Source organism: Pseudomonas sp. RIT-PI-S (assembly GCF_025642975.1).
Classification (GTDB): Bacteria; Pseudomonadota; Gammaproteobacteria; order Pseudomonadales; family Pseudomonadaceae; genus Aquipseudomonas.
In genome coordinates this window covers 91,868-112,446 of record NZ_JANZKJ010000001.1, presented here as the reverse complement: position 1 = coordinate 112,446, position 20,579 = coordinate 91,868, and the positions used below count along the sequence as shown (strand labels likewise).

Below are 20,579 nucleotides of genomic sequence, written 5' to 3'. Positions count from 1 at the left end.
TCGACTAGGCTATAAACGAGCGACCGAAGGAGTCTGGCTACCCATGAATGACATCGCCCTGACCGGCTTGGCCAAGCAGTTGGTCGTTGCAGAGCTATTGAACGAGAAAAACGCCCAGCAGGCGTTCCAGCAGGCCACGCGCAACAAGATTCCCCTTGTCCACTACCTGGTGCAGACCAAGCTGGTAAAAGGGCGGGACATCGCTGAGCTGGCGGCGGACCAGTTCGGCATGGCGGTGCTCGACATCTCCACGGTAGACAAAGACGCCTTCCCCCAGGGCATAGTGAACGAGCGCCTGGTTCGTCAGCACCGTGCCCTGCCCCTGTGGCGTCGCGGCAACAAGCTGTTTATCGGCCTGTCGGACCCGACCAACCAGCAGGCGATCACGGACATCCAGTTCAACACCGGGCTGAACGCCGAAGCCATCCTGGTAGAAGACGACAAGCTCAGCGACGCTATCGACCGCTTCTTCGAAAGCAATACCGGGCTTGAGGACCTGGCCGACGTCGACCTCGATGGCCTGGACGTTGAGGCGGTGGACGATACCCGCGACGAGGGCACTGGCCAGGACGCCGACGACGCTCCGGTGGTGCGCTTCGTTAATAAGATGCTGCTGGATGCGATCCGCAGCGGCTCCTCGGACCTGCACTTCGAGCCCTATGAGCGAGCCTACCGGGTGCGCTTCCGCACCGATGGCATGCTACGGGAAATCGCCCGCCCCCCGATCAGCCTGGCGGGCCGTATCGCCGCGCGGCTGAAGGTCATGGCCAGCCTGGATATTTCCGAGCGGCGCAAGCCGCAGGACGGGCGCATCAAGATGCGCATTTCCAAGAGCAAGGCCATCGACTTCCGGGTGAACACGCTGCCGACCCTTTGGGGCGAAAAGATCGTAATGCGGATTCTCGACCCCACCAGCGCCCAGTTAGGTATCGACGCCCTGGGATATGAAGAGAATCAGAAGCAGCTATACCTGGATGCGCTCGGGCAGCCACAGGGGATGATCCTGGTCACCGGGCCTACGGGTTCGGGTAAAACCGTGTCGCTGTACACCGGCCTCAACATCCTCAACACAGTGGATATCAACATTTCCACCGCCGAGGATCCGGTGGAAATCAACATGGAAGGCATCAACCAGGTGAACGTCAACCCTCGCCAGGGGCTGGACTTCGCTTCGGCGCTGCGTTCCTTCCTCCGTCAGGATCCGGACGTGATCATGGTCGGTGAGATCCGAGACCTGGAAACCGCCGAGATTGCCATCAAGGCCGCGCAAACCGGGCACTTGGTGCTGTCGACATTGCACACCAACAGCGCGGCGGAAACCCTTACCCGCTTGCAGAACATGGGCGTCGCCGGTTTCAACATCGCCACCTCGGTAAACCTGATCATCGCTCAGCGGCTGGCGCGCAAGCTGTGCCCGCACTGCAAGAAGGAAGCGGATATCCCCCGGGATGCCTTGATCGAAGAAGGCTTCCCCGCCGAGAGTATCGGCACCTTCAAGGTGTACGAACCCAATGGCTGCGAGCAATGCAACAACGGCTACCGGGGTCGCCAGGGCATCTACGAAGTGGTGAAGAACACGCCGGCGCTACAGCGGCTGATCATGGAAGCCGCCAACTCAATCGACATCGCGGCGCAGATGCGCCAGGAAGGGTTCAGCGACCTGCGCCAGTCTGGTTTGGCAAAGGTCATGCAGGGCGTCACCAGCCTCGAAGAAGTCAACCGGGTGACCAAGGATTAAACCATGGCGGTAAAAGTGGCAAAGGCCGCGCAGCCCAGCGTATTCAGCTGGGATGGCGTGGATCGCAAAGGCAACCGGCTTAAAGGCGAACTTACCGCCCTCAACCCTGCCTTGGTCAAGGCGCAGCTGCGCCGCCAAGGGATAGTGCCGGGCAAGGTGAAGAAAAAATCTTCCTCGATCTTCAGCAAGGGTAAGAAGATCAAGCCGCTGGACATCGCCTTCTTCACTCGGCAAATGGCGACCATGATGCGCGCCGGTGTGCCACTGTTGCAGGCCTTCGACATCATCGCCGAAGGTGTGGATAAACAAAGCATGCGTGACCTGGTGCTTGATCTCAAACAAGAAGTGGCGGCGGGGAACAGTTTCGCCAGTGCCCTGCGGCGCAAGCCCGAATACTTCGACGATCTCTACTGCAACTTGGTCAATGCCGGTGAACAGGCTGGTGCGCTGGAAACTCTGCTCGACCGCGTGGCGACTTACAAGGAAAAGACCGAAGCGCTCAAGGCCAAGATCAAGAAGGCCATGACCTACCCCATCGCGGTATTGGTCGTGGCTTTTATCGTGTCCGGCATTTTGCTGATCAAGGTAGTGCCCCAGTTCCAGAGCGTGTTCCAGGGCTTCGGCGCGGAGCTACCTGCCTTTACCCAGATGGTGATCAACCTTTCGGAGCTGCTGCAGAACTGGTGGTATATCGTGCTGCCAGCCCTCATTGGCGTGGGGTTGCTGTTCCGACGCGCCTACAAGAAGAACGTGAAATTCCGCGACACTATCGACCGCGCATTGCTCAGAACGCCGATCATCGGCCAGATTCTCTACAAGAGTTCGGTGGCTCGCTATGCGCGCACCCTGTCGACCACCTTCGCCGCCGGCGTACCGCTGGTAGAGGCGCTGGACTCAGTCGCCGGCGCCACCGGCAACGTGGTGTTCCGTACGGCGGTGAATCAGGTGCGCCAGGACGTTTCCACCGGCATGCAGCTGAATGCGTCGATGCGCTCCACGGGGACCTTTCCCAGCATGGCCGTGCAAATGACCGCCATCGGCGAAGAATCCGGCGCCTTGGATGAAATGCTTGGTAAGGTTGCAAACTATTACGAGGAGGAAGTGGACAATGCCGTTTCCAGCCTCACCACCCTTATGGAACCCATGATCATGGCGGTGCTGGGCGTGCTCGTCGGCGGCCTGGTCATTGCCATGTACCTTCCTATCTTCCAGCTCGGTTCTGTCGTTTAAATGCCCGCCCTCGACCTATTGGCCAGCTCGCCGCTGGCTACCACCCTGTGCGCGCTGTTGCTCGGCCTGCTGGTGGGAAGCTTCCTGAATGTAGTGATCCACCGCCTGCCGATCATGATGAACGCCGACTGGCGTGCCCAGGCCAGGGAGTACCTCAAGCTTCCGGCGGAGCCGTCCGGGCCCCGGTATAACCTGATGGTGCCGCGCTCCGCCTGCCCCCAGTGCGGCCATCGGATCAGCGCGGCGGAGAACATTCCGGTGGTGAGCTATCTGTGGCTGCGCGGCCGCTGCGCTGCGTGCAAGGTGGCGATTCCAAGGCGCTACCCTTTGATCGAGCTGGTCTGCGGCCTGCTTTCGGCGTTTATTGCCTGGCATTTCGGCGCAACCTGGCAAACAGCGGCCATGCTGCTGCTTACCTGGGGCTTGCTGGCGATGAGCATGATCGATGTGGATCATCAGTTGCTGCCCGACGCACTGGTGTTGCCGCTGCTTTGGCTAGGCCTGATCGTCAATGCGCTGGGGCTGTTCGTGCCGCTGGCGGACGCGCTCTGGGGCGCGGTGGCTGGCTATTTGAGCCTCTGGCTGGTGTTCTGGCTGTTCCGCCTGCTGACCGGCAAGGAAGGCATGGGTTATGGGGACTTCAAGCTGCTGTCGCTGATAGGGGCCTGGGGCGGCTGGCAAGTGCTGCCGCTGACCATTCTGCTGTCCTCGGCGGTTGGCGCAATACTCGGCATGCTGATGCTGCGCGCTCGTGGCGCCAGCCGTGCCACGCCCATCCCTTTTGGGCCCTACCTGGCCATTGCCGGCTGGGTCGCCTTGATCTGGGGTGAACGCATAACCGCTTCTTACCTTCAATTCGCAGGGCTCGGCCAATGACTGCAAGCACCGCGCACCCGTGGGTCCTCGGGCTGACTGGCGGCATCGGCAGTGGCAAGAGCGCGGCGGCCGAGCGCTTCGCAACGTTGGGCCTGGAGGTCGTCGACGCCGACCAGGCCTCGCGTTGGGTAGTGGAGCCAGGAAAGCCCGCCCTGGCAGCATTGGCGGCACACTTCGGCCAAGGTATCCTGCAGGCCAACGGCGCCCTGGATCGGGCCGCGCTGCGGGCACGGATTTTCGCCGACAGCGATGAGCGGCTGTGGGTCGAAAAGCTGCTGCACCCCTTGATTGCCAGCGAGATCGCCGAACGCCTGCGTACCGCAAGGTCTCCCTACGCCGTGTTCGTTTCGCCGCTGATGATCGAGTCTGGCCAATACCGCCTGGCCAATCGCCTGCTGGTGATCGATGCACCGCGCGAGCTGCAAGTGGCACGGACCCTGCGCCGCGACGGCATCGGCGAGGCCCAGGTGGAGGCAATACTGGCCGCGCAAACTACCCGCGAGGATCGCCTGGCCTTGGCCGACGACGTGATCGTCAACGACGGCAGCCTGGATGCCCTGCACGCCGAGGTCGACCGATTGCACCTTGTTTACTTGTCTTTAGCTGGAACGCACTCATGACCCAACCCACCTTCGTCAACTGCCCCACTTGCGGAGCGCCCGTGGAATGGAGCAGCGCCTTCCCCAACCGGCCTTTCTGCTCGGACCGCTGCAAGCTGATCGACCTGGGCGCCTGGGCCTCGGAGGAACACAAGATCGCCGGCCGCGAGGAATCCGAGGACGAGGTCTTCTCCGCCGACCTGCCGCCAAGCCAGCATTGAAGCCAGGGCTTGTTCTCGCCCCCCATGACTGTTACCAATAGGCCAAGCCGCACACGAGGCAAGGCCATGGACGATTCCGACTACCTGCGCCTGTTGACCACCCAGGCCGAACAGGCAAATGCGTTGTTGTCCAACGCGCGCAAGTGGGAGCGCGAGCGCTGGGTGTGCCAGCGGCTGCTGCAAGGGCTGAACATTACCTACGGCACCGAGGAGTTTCTGCCGGTGGGCCAGGAGCCGCCCGACGTGCTGTTTCGCGACGCCAACTTCGAAGTGTTCTTCGTGCTCGATGAAGGTCGCCGGCTTAACGATGAATGGCGCGAAGAGCTGCAACGCCGCCGTAGCGCATTCTCCCTGAGCCAACTGGTGCGTCGCGAAGCCCGCCCCAAGCGTATTCGCGCGCCGGAACTGCTCGCCCGGCTGGCGCCGACCCTGCGCAAAAAAGCCCATAACTACTTGGAACGCGGAATAGACCTGGGCGAGCTGGACATGGTCGCCTTCGCCAGCCTCAAGCGCGACGTGCTCAACCTCAACAGCCATTTCCCCCCACCCACCGAATACCTGCGCCAAGGCTGGCGATCGCTGTCGCTGGTGGGGCCTAACTTTGCGCGGGTGTTGTTCGCGCATCCGGATGCCCCGGATTTTCTGCGTGCCAACCTCGGCCGCAGCATTCTCTTCGACGTGGGGATCAGCCTTTGATACCCCTTGTGCAACATTTTGCCCACCGCTGCGGTCTACTCGCGCGACCTGATCACCGTCACGCCCTGGATGGGCGCTCGAAGCTGCCTTGCGCTCGCCCCATCCGCCTGCCCTCGCCGCCAGTTGCGCCGAGGGCGCCCCATGGATTTTTCAACCTTACGAGATATCTCAATGAAACATCGCATCGTGATCGTCGGCGGCGGCGCTGGCGGCCTGGAACTGGCGACCCGCCTGGGTAAGACCCTGGGCAAACGGGGCAAGGCTTGCGTTACCTTGGTCGACGCTAACCTCACGCATATCTGGAAGCCCCTGCTGCACGAAGTAGCCGCTGGTTCGTTGAACTCGTCCGGAGACGAGCTCAATTACCTGGCCCAGGCCAAGTGGAATCATTTCGAGTTCCAGCTGGGCCGCATGAGTGGGCTGGACCGCGCTCGGCAGCGGATTACGCTGTCGGCGACCCTGGATGACAGCGGTTCCGAGCTCGTACCGGAACGTGAGCTGGCCTATGACACTTTGGTGGTCGCGGTGGGCAGCACCACCAATGACTTCGGCACCAAGGGTGCGGCGGAGCATTGCCTGTTCCTCGATACCCGGCAGCAGGCGGAGCGCTTCCACCAGCAACTCCTGAACGCTTACCTGCGCGCCCATGCCCAGGACGAAGGCCATCAGGAAGAGATCACCGTGGCCATCGTTGGTGCAGGGGCCACAGGGGTCGAGTTGGCCGCTGAATTGCACCACGCCGCCCACGAGCTGGCAGCCTATGGCCTGGGTCGTATTCGCCCGGAAAACATGCGCATCACCTTGATCGAAGCCGGCCCGCGGGTGCTCCCTGCCCTGCCCGAGCGAATCAGCGCCCCGGTGCACCGCACCTTGGAGAAACTGGGCGTCACCGTGCTGACCGGTGCTGCTGTCAGCGAGGTCACTGCGGACAGTCTGATCACCGCCGACGGCAAGGTGATTCCGGCACGGCTGAAGGTCTGGGCCGCTGGCATTCGCGCGCCAGGCTTCCTCGAGAACATCGATGGCCTGGAGACAAACCGGATCAATCAACTTCAAGTCAGGCGCACCCTGCAGACCACCCGCGACGACAACATCTTTGCTTTCGGCGACTGTGCGGCCTGCCCGCAGCCCGATTCGGACCGCAACGTGCCTCCGCGTGCGCAGGCCGCGCATCAGCAAGCGTCGCTCTTGGTGAAAGCGCTCAAGCTGCGGCTCGAAGGCGGCGCGTTGCCGGAATATCGCTACACCGACTACGGCTCGCTGATCTCGCTGTCGCGCTTCTCCGCCGTGGGCAATCTAATGGGCAACCTTACTGGCAGCGTGATGCTCGAAGGGTGGTTGGCACGGATGTTTTATGTCTCGCTGTACCGCATGCACCAAATGGCTTTGTACGGCCCCTTCCGTACCGCCATGTCGATGTTGGGCAGCCGTTTGGGCCGTGGCACGGAGCCTCGTTTGAAGCTGCATTGACCAATCCGCTCACGGGCTTCGGCCCGCTCCCGCGCCGCTTGCGATAATCATCAAAACCGGCAGGAGCTCGTAGCCCGCGAACAAACTCACTAAGAGGCGGAAAGGTGAGGCAAAAATGCTGCTTGCCATACCTGTATATACAGGTTTAGATAACAGCCATTGCCAACGTACCAGGACACCCCTCATGCCAGCGCCCTTGCTTATCCAGCCCGGCCTGTTCGACCTTGCCCAACTGCGCGCCATTTTCCTTTCCCAGGTGCCTATCCAGCTCGACCCGGCGGCCCGCGCCACCGTGGATGAAGCGGCGGCAACGGTCACCAAGATCATCGCCAGCCAGCGCACGGTCTACGGCATCAACACCGGCTTCGGCTTGCTGGCACGCACCTCGATCCCTGAACAATCCCTGACCCGCCTGCAACGCAACCTGTTGCTCAGCCATTGCACAGGCACCGGCCCGCTGCTGGATGACGCGACGGTCGGCCTGATCCTGGCGCTGAAGGTTGCTTCGCTGGCGCGCGGTTTCTCCGGCGTCCGCTGGCAAGTGATCGAAGGGCTGACGGCGCTCTACAACGCCGGCGTTTACCCTTGCGTGCCTTCCCAGGGCTCGGTCGGCGCCTCGGGTGACCTCGCTCCGCTGGCTCACCTGTCGGCCGTGCTCATCGGCGTGGGGCGCGTGCGTCACCAAGGCCGTGAAATGGACGCGACCGAAGGGCTGGCTCTGGCCGGCCTGCAACCATTGGAGCTGGGCCCGAAAGAAGGCCTGGCCCTGATCAATGGTACCCAAGTGTCTACTGCGCTGGCCCTTCGCGGGCTGTTCGCGGCGGAGCGGCTGTTCAGCGCCGCCGTGGTAGCGGGCAGTTTGACCGTGGAGGCTCTTAAAGGCTCGGATGTGCCGTTCGACCCCCGCATCCAGGCCGTGCGTGGTCAACCGGGGCAGATCGACGTGGCGGCGTTCTACCGCGAGTTCCTGGCAGGCAGCGAAATTCGCGAATCGCACCGGGACTGCCCGCGCGTCCAGGACCCCTACTCCCTACGCTGCCAGCCGCAAGTGATGGGCGCCTGCCTGGACCACCTGCGGTTCGCCGCTGGGGTCTTCCTGCGCGAAGCCAACGCCGTGTCCGACAACCCCTTGGTTTTCAGCGCCGACGGCGACGTGCTCTCGGGCGGCAACTTCCACGCCGAGCCTGTTGCCATGGCGGCAGATGTACTGGCGCTGGCGATCTCGGAAATCGGTGCGTTGTCTGAACGCCGTACCGCGCAGTTGGTGGACCCCGCCCTCTCTGGCTTGCCAGCGTTCCTGGTCAAGGAGGGCGGGCTGAACTCAGGCTTTATGATCGCCCAGGTCACGGCGGCGGCACTGGCTTCGGAAAACAAAACCCTGGCGCACCCCGCGTCGGTCGATAGCCTGCCTACCTCTGCCAACCAGGAAGACCACGTATCCATGGCGACCTTCGCCGCACGCCGCCTGCAAGACATGGCCGGCAACAGCAGCGCGGTAGTGGCCATTGAACTGCTAGGCGCGGCCCAGGGCATCGATCTGCTGGCACCTTTGCAAACGTCCCCCTTGCTCGGCCAGGTCATGGCGCTGGTGCGGTCCGAAGTGGAGCACTACCACGAAGACCGTTACTTTGCCCCCGACATCGCCTGCGCCAGGGCCTGGGTCGAAGGTGGTGCGTTTGAGCAATGGTTGCCGGCTGAGCGCCTGTACGGCCGCTAACGCACGGAAGGTTAAAGGCCGCTCCCACGAGCGGCTTTTTTTCGCCTTAAGTAAGCGGAGGTTTTACCGGCCTCCGCCTCAACCAGGACCTGCCCCCGGCCAACGAGGAGCCGATCCGCCGGTTGATCGAGGCGTTCGCCTGCGCGCCTGTTCAGCGAGGCCCTCGAGCCCGTCGGCACGCCGACCTGGGCAATCGGCGTGCGAAAGCCTCGGACAAATCTGTAGAAATCATTATTATCCCAAGGTGAAGAACGGCCAGTGAGCAGCCGGCTGAAACTGTCGATCGAGGGTGTCATGGGCAACGAAAGCATCAATTGGGACAAGCTGGGCTTCGATTACATCAAGACTGACCTGCGCTACCTCGCCTATTGGCGTGACGGCGCCTGGCAGCCCGGGGTATTGACCGAAGACAACGTGCTGCATATCAGCGAAGGGTCCACCGCGGTGCACTACGGCCAGCAGTGCTTCGAAGGGCTCAAGGGCTATCGCGCCAAGGACGGGACGATCAATCTTTTCCGGCCGGACCAGAACGCCCTGCGCATGCAGCGCAGTTGCAGCCGCCTGCTGATGCCACACGTGCCAACCGAGATGTTCATCGATGCCTGCAAGCAGGTGGTCAAGGCCAACGAGCGCTTCATCCCGCCGTTCGGTACTGGCGGCGCGCTGTACCTGCGGCCGTTCGTGATCGGCGTGGGCGACAACATCGGCGTACGCACTGCCCCGGAATTCATCTTCTGCGTGTTCGCCGTTCCGGTCGGGCCGTATTTCAAAGGCGGGATGAAGCCGCACAACTTCGTGATCTCCGGTTACGACCGCGCCGCGCCGAACGGCACCGGTGCCGCCAAGGTCGGTGGTAACTATGCCGCGAGCCTGATGCCTGGCGCCGAAGCCAAGAAGCAGAACTTCGCCGATTGCATCTACCTGGACCCGCAAACCCACAGCAAGATCGAGGAAGTCGGCTCGGCGAATTTCTTCGGCATTACCAAGGACGGCAAGCAGTTCGTTACCCCTAAGTCCAGCTCGGTATTGCCCGGCATCACCCGCCTGTCGCTGCTTGAACTGGCCGCCAGCCGCCTTGGCCTTGAAGTGGTCGAGGGCGACGTGCTCATCGATGAATTGGACCGCTTCGCCGAGGCCGGCGCTTGCGGCACCGCTGCGGTGATCAGCCCGATCGGCGGCATCGAGTACAAGGGCAAGCTGCACGTGTTCCACAGCGAAACCGAGGTCGGCCCGGTCACGCAGCGCCTGTACAAGGAGCTGACGGGTATCCAGATGGGCGAGATCGAAGGCCCACAAGGCTGGATCGTGAAGGTCGACTGACCTTCGCCCAACACAAAAGGCGCCCTGGGGCGCCTTTCGTTTATCGGCAACCGGCTGTTACATCACCGCGGCAAACGCCTCGATCACATGCTCCAGGTTGCTTGGGCTCAGGCCAGCGATACAGATGCGCCCGGTTTCCACCGCATACACTCCATGCTCAGCCTTGAGCTTGCGCACTTGGTCCGCACTCAGCCCGGTGTAAGCGAACATACCTTCCTGATGAGCTAGGAAACCGAAGTCCCGCTCGGGCAGCCTCTTGCTCAGGCCTTCCACCAACGCCGCGCGCATGGCGGTGATGCGGTCACGCATTTGCGCCAACTCACCCTGCCACTGCCGGTTCAATGTTTCATCACCCAACACCCGCGCAACGATGCTGGCACCGAACATGGGCGGGCTCGAATAGTTGCGGCGCACGTGCAGCTTCAGCTGCCCGAACACTTGCGCGTGACTATCCACGGCGGTGTGGATGCTCAATGCCCCCGCCCGCTCGCCGTACAGCGAAAAGGTTTTGGAGAAGGAGCTCGATACCAAGAACTCCAGGCCGCGGCGAGCGCACTCACGGATCAGCCAGGCATCTTCGTCCAGGCCTTTGCCGAAGCCTTGATAGGCGATGTCCAGGAATGGAATAGCCTCGCGCGCCTGCAGCACGTCGAGGATCTTCAGCCACTGTTCACGCTCCGGCTGGATACCCGTGGGGTTATGGCAGCAGGGATGCAACAGCACGATGGCGTTCGCCGGCAGTTTTTCCAGCGCTTGCATCGCGCCTTCGAAGTCGAATTGCTTGCGGTTGGGCTCGAAGTACGGGTAGCGGTTTACCTTGAACCCCGCGCCCTGGAAGATGCCCAGATGGTTGTCCCAGGTAGGATCGGATACCCACACCTGCGAATCCGGCCAGGCGGTCTTGAGGAAGTCCGCGCCGACTTTCAGCGCGCCAGAGCCGCCGACTGTCTGGATGATCGCCACGCGGTGCCGGGTGCTGTCCACGCTGTCAGCGAACAGCAATTGCTCGACGACGCGGCGGTAGGCAGTGGCCCCTTCCATCGGCAGATAGCTGCGCGGTTGGTGCTCGGCTACCAGCAATTCTTCGGCGCGCTGCACCGAGGGCAGCAGGGGCACGCGGCCCAACTCGTCGTAATAGATGCCAACGCCCAGGTTGACCTTGTTCGGCCGCGGGTCTTCGGCGAACTCCCCCATCAGCCCGAGTATCGGGTCGCCGGCATAGAGGGGTAAGTGTTCGAACATATGCACCTCAAATTGTGGGTAATCCGGGCGGGAAACAGCCCATGCGGGCAAGATTAGCCCATAGCCGCAACCCCTGGGTCAAGGCGCAAAAACGCCCGCGGCCGCTGCACGCGCAAGGGCGTGGCAGCGGCCGTGTACAGGCGGTGGTCGGGCGATCAGGCGGCGGCGGGGCGGACCTGAAGATCGGCGCTGAGGGTAGGTTCTGGCGGCCGCACCAGCTCACGGGCGACGGTCCATACGATGACCGCGGCGATAAGGTCGAACACCGCCAGCACCACGAACAATGGGCTGTAGCCAATCTTGGTGACCAGCACGCCGAACACCATGGTGAAGGCTGCCGCACCCAGATAGCCGAACATCCCGCCCATGCCGGTAGCGGTGGCTACCTCGTTCTTGCCGAAGGAGTCGGACGTGATCGAGTAGAGGGCGCCAGAAAGGGTCTGGTGGGCGAAGCCGCCCACGCACAGCAGCAAGATCGCCGTGTAGGGGCTTTCCACCAAGCCGATGCAGGCCGGGCCGATCATGCACGAGGCGCCGAACAGCAGCACAAGCTTACGCGAGGTGAACAGCGACACTTTCAGGCGCTTGTGGAAGAACGGGCTAAGGTAGCCGCCAAGCACACAGCCCAGGTCTGCCGCGAGGAACGGCAGCCAGGCGAACATGGCGATCTCCTTGATGTTCATGTGCCGCTCGGTCATCAGGTACAGCGGAATCCAGGCATTGAAGGTTTGCCAGGCCGGCTCGGAAAGAATCCGCGCCGAGGCGATCGCATAGAAATTCCGGCTGCTGATGATTTTCTTCCAGCCGCCTTTTTGAGCTGGGCTGTGCTGGCCGGTATCGGCCTCTTTAAAGTGCGCTTCCTGCCCGGAAAGGATGTACTCGCGCTCGGCATCCGCCAACCGGCGCTGATCGCGCGGATGTTTGTACAGCACCAGCCAGAGAAAGCTCCAAGCGATGCCCAGGCCACCGACGATCAAGAATGCCAATTGCCAGCCGCTTTGCAGGATCGCCCAAACCACCAGTGGAGGTGCTAACAGAGCGCCGATGGAGGAGCCGATATTGAACCAGCCGATGGCCACGGAACGCTCTTTGGCGGGGAACCATTCGGTGGTCGCCTTTACGCCCGCGGGCAGGCCGGCGGCTTCGGTCAACCCCAGCAGCCCCCGCAAGAACGCCATGCTCTGCCAGCCGGTCGCCATTGCCGCGGCGGCACAGGCCGCGGACCATGCCAGGGCAAAGGTGAAAAAACCCATCTTGGTGCCTATTGCATCGAGGACGTAGCCGGCCACGGGCTGCATGAAGGCGTAGCACAGCTGCCAAGCCACCACGATATTGGCGTACTGCTCAGTAGAAATGGTGAGCTCTTTCATCAGGGTGGGCGCGGCCACCGAGAGCGTATTACGGGCTAGGTAGTTGACGATGAGCCCGGCCGTAACCAGGCCGACCATCCACCAACGGATGCCTTTGATTTTCATGGGCTGACACTCTTCGAATTGTTTTTGTCGAGAAAGCGTAACGACATGTGTCGTCGTACTTGTGTGCCTTTTATAGAGTTAGGCCCCTGCCCTGTCAAACGGATATTGAGCATGAATACGTGCCACCTGTACGATTTCATCTGACCGTTCATGTGGGCTTTTGTAGCGATACACCCCTGTAACGGCACCATAGATCCGCCTGAAGAAAAAAATCCCCAGATATTATCTCTCTTGTATGACAACCTACTGGTCTGTCATAAACGTGTTTGGCCTATCTCCCTTTACTTGTACGGCTGTTCAAGGCCAGCAGCATTGCCTATAGTGCCGCCATTCCAACAAAAGCCTTCGCCCGCCCTGGTTCGTTCCAGCGGCGTACGGGGGCTTTGTGCCTTGCCTACCCTGAGGTCTTATGGCTTTTACCTCCCTGCGCCAGGACGCCTTGGCGGGGCTGACCACGGCGTTCGCCCTGGTGCCTGAATGCATTGCTTTCGCCCTGGTCGCCCACCTCAATCCGCTGATGGGTTTGTATGGAGCCTTCTTTATCTGCACCTTGACCGCCTTGCTGGGCGGGCGCCCCGGGATGATTTCCGGCGCTGCCGGCTCCATGGCGGTGGTGATAGTCGCGCTGGTGGTGCAGCACGGGGCGGACTACCTGCTAGCCACCGTGGTGCTCGGTGGCCTGCTGATGATGCTGTTCGGTGCCCTGCGCCTGGGCAAACTCATACGCATGGTGCCGCACCCGGTCATGCTGGGGTTCGTCAACGGCCTAGCAATCGTGATCGCCCTGGCCCAGCTAGAGCACTTCAAGCAGGGCGGCCACTGGCTGCAGGGTAAAGCGTTGTGGGTGATGGTGGGGCTAGTAGTGCTCACCATGACGATGGTATGGCTGCTGCCTAGGTTGACCCGAGCAATACCGCCGGCGCTGATGGCGATTCTCGGCGTGGGCATGCTGGCCGCCTGGCTGGACCTTCCCACGCGCACCTTGGGCGACATGGCGCATATCGCCGCCGGCTTGCCACAGCTACATATACCGCAGGTGCCATGGACGCTCGACACCTTAAGGATCGTGCTCCCTTACGCGGTCCTGATGGCCTCGGTCGGGCTGCTGGAAACCCTACTGACCCTGAACCTTACCAACGAGATCACCAACACCCCGGGGCAGCCGGACCGCGAATGCGTCGCGCTCGGCGCCGCGAACCTGGCTTCCGGCCTGTTCGGCGGCATGGGTGGGTGCGCAATGATCGGCCAGACCATGATCAACCTGGCGTCCGGCGGCCGCGGGCGCCTGTCGGGAGCCGTCAGCGGCGGCATGATCCTGATGTTCATCCTGTTCCTGTCGCCCTGGATCGAACGCATTCCACTCGCGGCGCTGGTAGGAGTGATGTTCGTAGTCGCTCAGCAAACCTTTGCCTGGGGATCCTTGCGCGTGCTGGGAAAAATCCCCCGCCACGACGCATTGGTAGTGGTCGCGGTGACGGTAATCACGGTATTTACCGACCTCGCAATCGCCGTGCTCTGCGGGGTGATCATCGCCGCGCTCAGCTTTGCCTGGCAGCACGCGCAGGATATTCATGCCGAGCGCAGCGATGAAGGCGGCCAGCGGCGCTATCGCTTGCGTGGGACCTTGTTCTTCGCGTCGACCACTCGCTTCCAGTCGCTGTTCCACCCGGCCGGTGATCCGCCCGAGGTGGTTATCGACTGCGCCCAGTTGCGCGTCGTTGACCATTCCGCCATTGCTGCGCTCGAGGCATTGCTGGCCCGCTACCGCGATGAGGGCCGCCACGTAGAGCTGGCACATTTGTCACCCCGCTGCGAGGCGCTGCTTGAGCGCGCCGGCGTACGCGGCTGATCCTCAACTCCTGCTAGAGCCAAAGCGCCGACAATAAAACGCCGGCGCTCTTTATTTCAAAATTCTGACTCCCCACTCCTGGGCCATCCGGCCAGTCAAACCCCTCTCTCCTCCACTCCCTCTCCAACACGCCAATACCGCGAGTACGCTCGCCAAGCGTGCCTATGCCGCTTCGCTTTTGGAACGCAAGAAGCGCCAGAAAACACGCTAGCAAAAGCCATACTTTTGACGCCTTCACGTGTATCCGCTTGCTTACAGAGGAGCCGCCGCCAGGAATTCGGCATTTAAATGGCGTTTTTTGGGTTTCCGTCTACTTCTTTGGCGTACTCGATAAAAGGGCGGATCGATTTCTGAGAACTGTGTCATACAAATTCGGTAAGCAGCGCTGAGTTATTGGCATTGATTCCATTTCTTGATCCAGGACCGGGGTAAGCACATGATTTTCAATGTAAAGGATTTTGGCGCTGTTGGTGACGGTGTCACGGATGATACAGCGGCCATCCAGGCCACCATCGACGCTGCCGCCGCCGCGGGGGGCGGAACGGTCTTCGTTCCCACCGGCACCTTTATTGTCTCCGCCGGGGAAGAACCCTCTGACGGCTGCTTGATGCTCAAGAGCAACGTGTACATGGAAGGCGCTGGCGCCGGGAAGACCACTGTGAAAGTGGCTGACGGTTCCGACACCAAGATTACCGGCGTCATCCGCTCAGCCTACGGCGAGGAAACCCATGACTTCGGCCTGAGCAACCTCACTATCGACGGCAACCGTGAACACACGACTGGCAAGATCGATGGCTGGTTCAACGGCTTCATTCCTGGGAAAGACGGCCACGATAGCAACGTCACCCTTAGCGGGGTAGAGATCAAGGATTGCTCGGGTTACGGCTTCGATCCGCACGAGCAAACGATCAATATGTTGATCGAAAATTGCGTGTCTCATGGCAACGGCCTGGATGGCTTCGTTGCCGACTATATGATCGACACCAAGTATGTGAACAACGTGGCCTATGACAACGACCGCCACGGCTTCAATATCGTCACCAGCACCAATGACTTCACCATGACCGGCAACGTGGCCTATGGCAACGGCGGCAACGGTATCGTGGTGCAGCGCGGCAGCGAGAACATCCCCTCCCCGCATGACGTGCTCATCCAGGGCGGTAGCGTGTACGGTAACGGCGCCGAAGGCGTGCTGGTCAAGCTGTCCAGCGACGTGACGGTGACTGGGGTGGATATCCATGACAACGGCGGCGCCGGCGTGCGCATTTATGGCAGCTCGGGCGTGGTGGTCAGCGACAACACCCTCACCAACAACGCCCTGAATGCGCCGGTTCCGGAAGTGATCATCCAGAGCTATGACGACACCACCGGGGTGTCTGGCAAGTTCTTCCCCGGCAGCGACAACCAGATCACCAATAACACCATCACCGGCGGCGCCAATTCCACCTATGGCGTGGCCGAGCGTAACGAAGACGGGACTGACCGCAACACCATCGTCGGCAACCACATCAGCCAGACGACCAAGGGATCGACCCTCACCTATGGCGATGGCACCTATGTAGGTGACACGTTGCCAACCTCAACCATCGAGGGCACTTCGGGCGCTGACACCCTCACGGGCACCGCCAACAACGAATTGATTCTCGCCGGTGCGGGCAATGACACCGTCTCGGCGGGCGCCGGAGACGACGTTCTGGTCGGCGGTGCCGGCGTCGATAAGCTTACCGGCGGTGCCGGCGCGGACACTTTCCGCTTCACCGCGCTAACCGACAGTTACCGGACCGCCAGCACGTCCTATAGCGACCTGATCACTGATTTCGACGTGAGCAAGGACAAGATCGACCTGGCCGACCTGGGGTTCAAGGGCTTGGGCAACGGCTACAACGGCACCCTGCTGGTGCAATACAACAGCAGCAACGGCCGTACCTATATAAAGAGCTATGACGCCGACGCCAGTGGCAACCGCTTCGAGCTGGCACTTACCGGCAACCTGGTCAGCACGCTGAAGGCCGATAACTTCGTGTTCCAGCGGGTGATCGACGGTACCAGCGGCAGCGATTCGCTCACCGGTACCAGCGGCGCCGATACCATCAATGGCCTGGCCGGGGCAGACAGCATCAACGGTGGCGGGGGCAATGACCGCATCACCGGTGGTGCCGGAGCAGACACCCTTACCGGCGGCGCCGGCGCTGATACCTTCGTGTACGCCAGCCGCCTGGATAGCTACCGCAACTACAACACTGGCGGCGACACCGTGACCGATCTGGTCACGGACTTCGACGTGACCAGCGATAAGATCGACCTTTCGGCCTTGGGCATCAGCGGCCTGGGCGACGGGCGCAACGGCACCATCTACCTGACACTCAACTCAGCCGGCACCAAGACCTATATCAAGTCGCTGGAAGCCGACGCTTCGGGCAATCGCTTCGAGGTTGCCCTCAACGGTAACTACATGAACAGCCTGACCGCGGCGAATTTCGTGTTCTCCACAGCCACGCCGGTGAATCATGCACCCGTGGTGGCCACTCCGCTTGCCGACCAGAACGCCAGTGAAAACACGCCTTTCTCCTACGTAGTACCGAAGGCGAGCTTCAGCGACGCCGACAACGACACCCTGACCTATACCGCTAAGCTGGCTGACGGCAGCGCTCTGCCTTCCTGGCTGACGTTCGACGCCACCACTCGCACCTTCAGCGGCACTCCAGGCTCCACCGCCTCGGGCACTTACAACGTGACTGTGACCGCCAACGATGGCAAAAGCGGCACCGTAAGCGACACCTTCGCCCTGGCGGTCAAGGATGTGCCGGATAACAACGGCGTGTTCAACGGCACCGCCGGCAAAGACACGCTCACCGGCACCGACGCCAATGAACAGTTTTTTGGCCTGGCGGGCGCGGACACCATCAATGCCGGCGGCGGCAATGACTTGCTGGTAGGAGGTGCCGGCGCAGACAAACTGACCGGCGGCGCTGGAGCGGATGTGTTCCGCTACACCTCGACCCTGGACAGCTACCGCACCGACACCACCAGTGCTACCGATGTAATCACCGACTTCGATGTGAGCGCGGACAAGATCGATGTGTCTGCCCTGGGCTTCGGCGGCCTGGGCACTGGCTACAACGGGACGCTGAACATTTCCTACAACAGCAGCACCGGCCGCACCTACATCAAGGACCGAGATGCCGACGCCAATGGCAATCGCTTCGAGCTGGCGCTCGAGGGCAACTACCTGAACACGTTGAAGGCGTCCAACTTCATCTTCGGCACCGATACCCCTCCAGCCAATAATGCGCCAGTGGTCAGCGACCCTCTGCTGGACAGCACCGCGACGGAAAATACGCCTTACACCTATACTGTAGCGCCGACGGCGTTCACCGACGCCGATCACGACACGCTGACCTACACAGCTACGCTCCAGGACGGCACGCCGCTGCCGGCGTGGCTCACCTTCGACGCAAAAACCATGACTTTCAGCGGCACCCCGGACGACAATGCCGCCGGTGTGTATAACTTCCTGGTCACCGCCACTGATACCAAGGGCGCGTCGGCCAGCGACGTGTTCGCGCTGACCGTCGCCAACGCACCGCTCAATACCATCACCGGTACCTCCGCTGCCGAGACCCTGAACGGGACCAGCCACGACGACCTGATCCTGGGCCAAGACGGCGCTGACACCCTCAACGGCAACGCCGGCAACGATGTGCTCGACGGTGGTGCCGGCCGCGATACCCTCACCGGCGGCGCTGGCACGGACACCTTCCGCTACTCGGCGTTGAGCGACAGCTACCGTGACTACGACGCCGGTGGCATCACCGCTACCGACACCATCACCGACTTTACCGTCGGCGTGGACAAGATCGATGTCAGCGCCCTGGGCATCCTTGGCCTGGGCAATGGCTCGAACCACACGCTGTACATCACCACCAGCGACGACGGCAGCAAGACCTATGTCAAGTCTGGGGAGTCGGATGCGGACGGCAACCGCTTCGAGATCACCCTGCAGGGCAACTACGCCACGACCCTGAGCGCCGATGACTTCGTGTTCGCCGAGCGCGCCCAGCAGGACATTCTCTTCCTGCCGACGCTTGGCCAGTCCAACGCCCGGCTGCTGCGCATGACCGAAGACGATGGACAGTCCGGGATCACTGAGATGGTCAAGGACCTGAGCAAGTACACCGACTACGACGTGCGCAGCCAATTCTCCGATGCCGATGGCAATGGCATCGACGTGGCGGTAGGGGGCAGCACCGTCTGCGGTCTGTCTACCGGCACTCCGGAAGAGCTGCGCCTGTGCTGGTGGCTGACCGACACCAACCAGCCCGGCCCGGCCCTGCTGCGCGCCGTGGGCTTGCTGCAGGAACAGCTTTCCAGCCTGAAGGCCATCGACAACGTGACCATGGGCATCGTATGGGGCCAGGGCGAAGAAGCCGCTCAGGAGATCGGCCGCGCGGCGGACCCTACGGCTCAAGCCGCGTTGTATAAAGAGTCCACGCTCAAAGTGTTCGATTACCTGCATGCGCAGCTGGGCGACTTCAAGGTCTACATGATGGAAACCGGCCACTACGATGCGGACGCCGCACGCGTACGTGGCTACGACGAAGATAAAATCGCCTCGATCCAAAGTGGTGTGGTTGCCGTGCGCGCGGTACAGGAAGCGATCGCCGCGGAGCGCTCGGACGTCGACATCGCCGTGGACTACACCGACCTGCCGCTGCGCCAGGAGGCGGACCCGGTTACCTACCCGGACGACGTGTGGCATTTGCACGAGGAGTCGGCGGAAATCGTTGGCCAGCGATTGGCCGACAGCATCGCCACCGACCTCGGCTACCAGGCGGACCTCACCGACAACGGCACAGCGCAGGACGTGTACGACGAGGTGAACAGCCATAAGGGCGGCTACATCCTCGGCACCGACCAGGACGATACCCTGGTGGGCAGCGCCTGGGACGACACCCTGGACGGCGACCTGGGCGCGGATAACATGGCGGGCGGCGACGGCAAGGACGTGTACATCGTTGATAACTCCGCAGACGTGGTGACAGAAACCAACGCCGCCGCCAGCCAGATCGACACCGTGAAGGCATCGGTCAGCTGGACCCTCGGCGACAACGTGGAATATTTGGTGCTCACCGGCTATTCAGCCATTGACGGAACCGGCAACGCCCTGCGCAACTTCATCACCGGCAACGACGCGGCCAACGTGCTCAACGGCATGGGCGGCGCCGACAGCATGACCGGTGGCAATGGGTCAGACACCTACTACGTGGACAACGTCGACGACACCGTGGTGGAGAAGAACAGTGACAGCGCCGTCGGCGGCATCGATACCGTGTACAGCAGCCTGGCGACCTATACCCTGACCAGCAACGTTGAGAACCTGGTGATCAATACCGACGCGGCGGCCAACGGCGTGGGCAACGCGCTGGACAACACCCTGTTCGCGGGCAGCGGCAACAATGTGCTCGACGGCCGCGGCGGGATCGATACCGTGTCCTACGCCTTCGCCACCGGCGGCATCAGCTTGTCACTGAGCACCAGCGCCCAGCAGAACACCGGTGGTTCCGGGCTGGACACCCTCAAGTACATCGAGAACGTGATTGGCAGCCATTTCGGTGACAGCCTCAGCGGTAGCAGTGCCGCTAACGTGATGGATGGCGGCGACGGCGACGACACCCTGGTAGGCGGTGCTGGGGATGACACCCTCATTGGCGGCGCGGGCACCGATTCGCTCACCGGCGGCACCGGGGCCGATACCTACAAGTTCGCCGCGCTGGGCGATATGGGGTTAGGCAACCTGCGGGATGTGATCATTGGCTTCAAGACCACCGAGGGCGACAAGATCGACCTCACGGGAGTGGATGCCAATTCCGCCACCGAGGCCAAGGAGCACTTCACCTTCATCGGCAGCCAGGCGTTCGACAGCAATAACGCCACCGGCCAGCTGCGCTTCGAAAACGGCATTCTGTATGGCAGCGTCAACGCCGACGCCAGCGCCGAGTTCGAGATCCAGCTGGTAGGGGTCAAGGAGCTGCATCAGAGCGACTTCGCCGCGTAAGGGCTCGCGCTTGACGCAAAGGCGGGCGGCTATCCGGCGGAGCCTGTGAACCATGCAACACCTGGTTCGCAGGCTTCGCCAGCGCCCTAAA

At 62.0% G+C, this 20,579-nt stretch carries 13 protein-coding genes; 11 read left to right on the top strand and 2 right to left on the bottom strand.

All coding sequences use genetic code 11. The annotated features are described in order from the left end of the window. Positions 1–43: 43 nt before the first annotated feature. The 9 genes from pilB to OGL93_RS00460 all read left to right on the top strand — a co-directional run bounded on the left by pilB (position 44) and on the right by OGL93_RS00460 (position 9,867). A complete protein-coding gene (pilB, locus tag OGL93_RS00500; RefSeq protein ID WP_263260316.1) occupies positions 44–1,738 on the top strand; it encodes a type IV-A pilus assembly ATPase PilB in 1,695 nt (564 codons plus the stop codon). A gap of 3 nt (positions 1,739–1,741) precedes the next feature. Further along, positions 1,742–2,968 carry a type II secretion system F family protein gene (locus OGL93_RS00495; RefSeq protein WP_263260314.1) on the top strand — a complete coding sequence of 409 codons (1,227 nt, stop codon included), beginning with the start codon at positions 1,742–1,744 and terminating at the stop codon, positions 2,966–2,968. Then, entirely contained in the window at positions 2,969–3,844 is an 876-nt protein-coding gene (locus tag OGL93_RS00490; protein ID WP_263260312.1) for an A24 family peptidase, read from the top strand. It abuts the gene before it with no gap. Further along, on the top strand, positions 3,841–4,464 hold the full coding sequence (gene coaE / locus OGL93_RS00485) for a dephospho-CoA kinase (RefSeq protein ID WP_263260310.1): 624 nt from the start codon (positions 3,841–3,843) through the stop codon (positions 4,462–4,464). The genes OGL93_RS00490 and coaE overlap by 4 nt, the downstream gene beginning before the upstream one ends. Beyond that, entirely contained in the window at positions 4,461–4,664 is a 204-nt protein-coding gene (yacG, locus tag OGL93_RS00480; protein ID WP_263260309.1) for a DNA gyrase inhibitor YacG, read from the top strand. The genes coaE and yacG overlap by 4 nt, the downstream gene beginning before the upstream one ends. A 66-nt stretch (positions 4,665–4,730) precedes the next feature. Then, positions 4,731–5,360, top strand: coding sequence for a DUF1780 domain-containing protein (locus OGL93_RS00475; RefSeq protein WP_263260308.1), 630 nt, complete (start codon positions 4,731–4,733; stop codon positions 5,358–5,360). 171 nt (positions 5,361–5,531) lie between these two features. Further along, positions 5,532–6,830, top strand: a complete 1,299-nt coding sequence (locus OGL93_RS00470) for an NAD(P)/FAD-dependent oxidoreductase (protein ID WP_263260307.1) — start codon at positions 5,532–5,534, stop codon at positions 6,828–6,830. Positions 6,831–7,014: 184 nt separating this feature from the next. After that, complete coding sequence (hutH, locus tag OGL93_RS00465) at positions 7,015–8,547, top strand: histidine ammonia-lyase (RefSeq protein ID WP_263260305.1); 1,533 nt, start codon at positions 7,015–7,017, stop codon at positions 8,545–8,547. A gap of 294 nt (positions 8,548–8,841) precedes the next feature. Continuing rightward, on the top strand, positions 8,842–9,867 hold the full coding sequence (locus tag OGL93_RS00460) for a branched-chain amino acid aminotransferase (RefSeq protein WP_263261081.1): 1,026 nt from the start codon (positions 8,842–8,844) through the stop codon (positions 9,865–9,867). 57 nt (positions 9,868–9,924) lie between these two features. Here the strand turns inward: OGL93_RS00460 and OGL93_RS00455 are convergent, their stop codons facing one another. Then, positions 9,925–11,109: an amino acid aminotransferase gene (locus tag OGL93_RS00455; protein ID WP_263260303.1), complete on the bottom strand. Its 1,185-nt coding sequence runs from the start codon at positions 11,107–11,109 to the stop codon at positions 9,925–9,927. 155 nt (positions 11,110–11,264) lie between these two features. After that, the gene (locus tag OGL93_RS00450; protein WP_263260302.1) at positions 11,265–12,584 is read right to left on the bottom strand and encodes an MFS transporter; all 1,320 of its coding nucleotides are present in this window, start codon (positions 12,582–12,584) and stop codon (positions 11,265–11,267) included. 409 nt (positions 12,585–12,993) lie between these two features. On the opposite strand from OGL93_RS00450, the gene OGL93_RS00445 reads away from it, so the two are divergent. Both OGL93_RS00445 and OGL93_RS00440 read left to right on the top strand, forming a co-directional pair. After that, positions 12,994–14,433, top strand: a complete 1,440-nt coding sequence (locus tag OGL93_RS00445; protein WP_263260300.1) for a SulP family inorganic anion transporter — start codon at positions 12,994–12,996, stop codon at positions 14,431–14,433. Between the two features lie 436 nt (positions 14,434–14,869). Beyond that, on the top strand, positions 14,870–20,488 hold the full coding sequence (locus OGL93_RS00440; protein WP_263260299.1) for a putative Ig domain-containing protein: 5,619 nt from the start codon (positions 14,870–14,872) through the stop codon (positions 20,486–20,488). The last annotated feature ends 91 nt before the right edge of the window (positions 20,489–20,579 follow it).

Coding starts and splice junctions, on each gene's coding strand:
- pilB (WP_263260316.1), top strand. CDS start 44: ATGAATGACATCGCCCTGACCGGCTTGGCCAAGCAGTTGGTCGTTGCA.
- OGL93_RS00495 (WP_263260314.1), top strand. CDS start 1,742: ATGGCGGTAAAAGTGGCAAAGGCCGCGCAGCCCAGCGTATTCAGCTGG.
- OGL93_RS00490 (WP_263260312.1), top strand. CDS start 2,969: ATGCCCGCCCTCGACCTATTGGCCAGCTCGCCGCTGGCTACCACCCTG.
- coaE (WP_263260310.1), top strand. CDS start 3,841: ATGACTGCAAGCACCGCGCACCCGTGGGTCCTCGGGCTGACTGGCGGC.
- yacG (WP_263260309.1), top strand. CDS start 4,461: ATGACCCAACCCACCTTCGTCAACTGCCCCACTTGCGGAGCGCCCGTG.
- OGL93_RS00475 (WP_263260308.1), top strand. CDS start 4,731: ATGGACGATTCCGACTACCTGCGCCTGTTGACCACCCAGGCCGAACAG.
- OGL93_RS00470 (WP_263260307.1), top strand. CDS start 5,532: ATGAAACATCGCATCGTGATCGTCGGCGGCGGCGCTGGCGGCCTGGAA.
- hutH (WP_263260305.1), top strand. CDS start 7,015: ATGCCAGCGCCCTTGCTTATCCAGCCCGGCCTGTTCGACCTTGCCCAA.
- OGL93_RS00460 (WP_263261081.1), top strand. CDS start 8,842: ATGGGCAACGAAAGCATCAATTGGGACAAGCTGGGCTTCGATTACATC.
- OGL93_RS00455 (WP_263260303.1), bottom strand. CDS start 11,109: ATGTTCGAACACTTACCCCTCTATGCCGGCGACCCGATACTCGGGCTG.
- OGL93_RS00450 (WP_263260302.1), bottom strand. CDS start 12,584: ATGAAAATCAAAGGCATCCGTTGGTGGATGGTCGGCCTGGTTACGGCC.
- OGL93_RS00445 (WP_263260300.1), top strand. CDS start 12,994: ATGGCTTTTACCTCCCTGCGCCAGGACGCCTTGGCGGGGCTGACCACG.
- OGL93_RS00440 (WP_263260299.1), top strand. CDS start 14,870: ATGATTTTCAATGTAAAGGATTTTGGCGCTGTTGGTGACGGTGTCACG.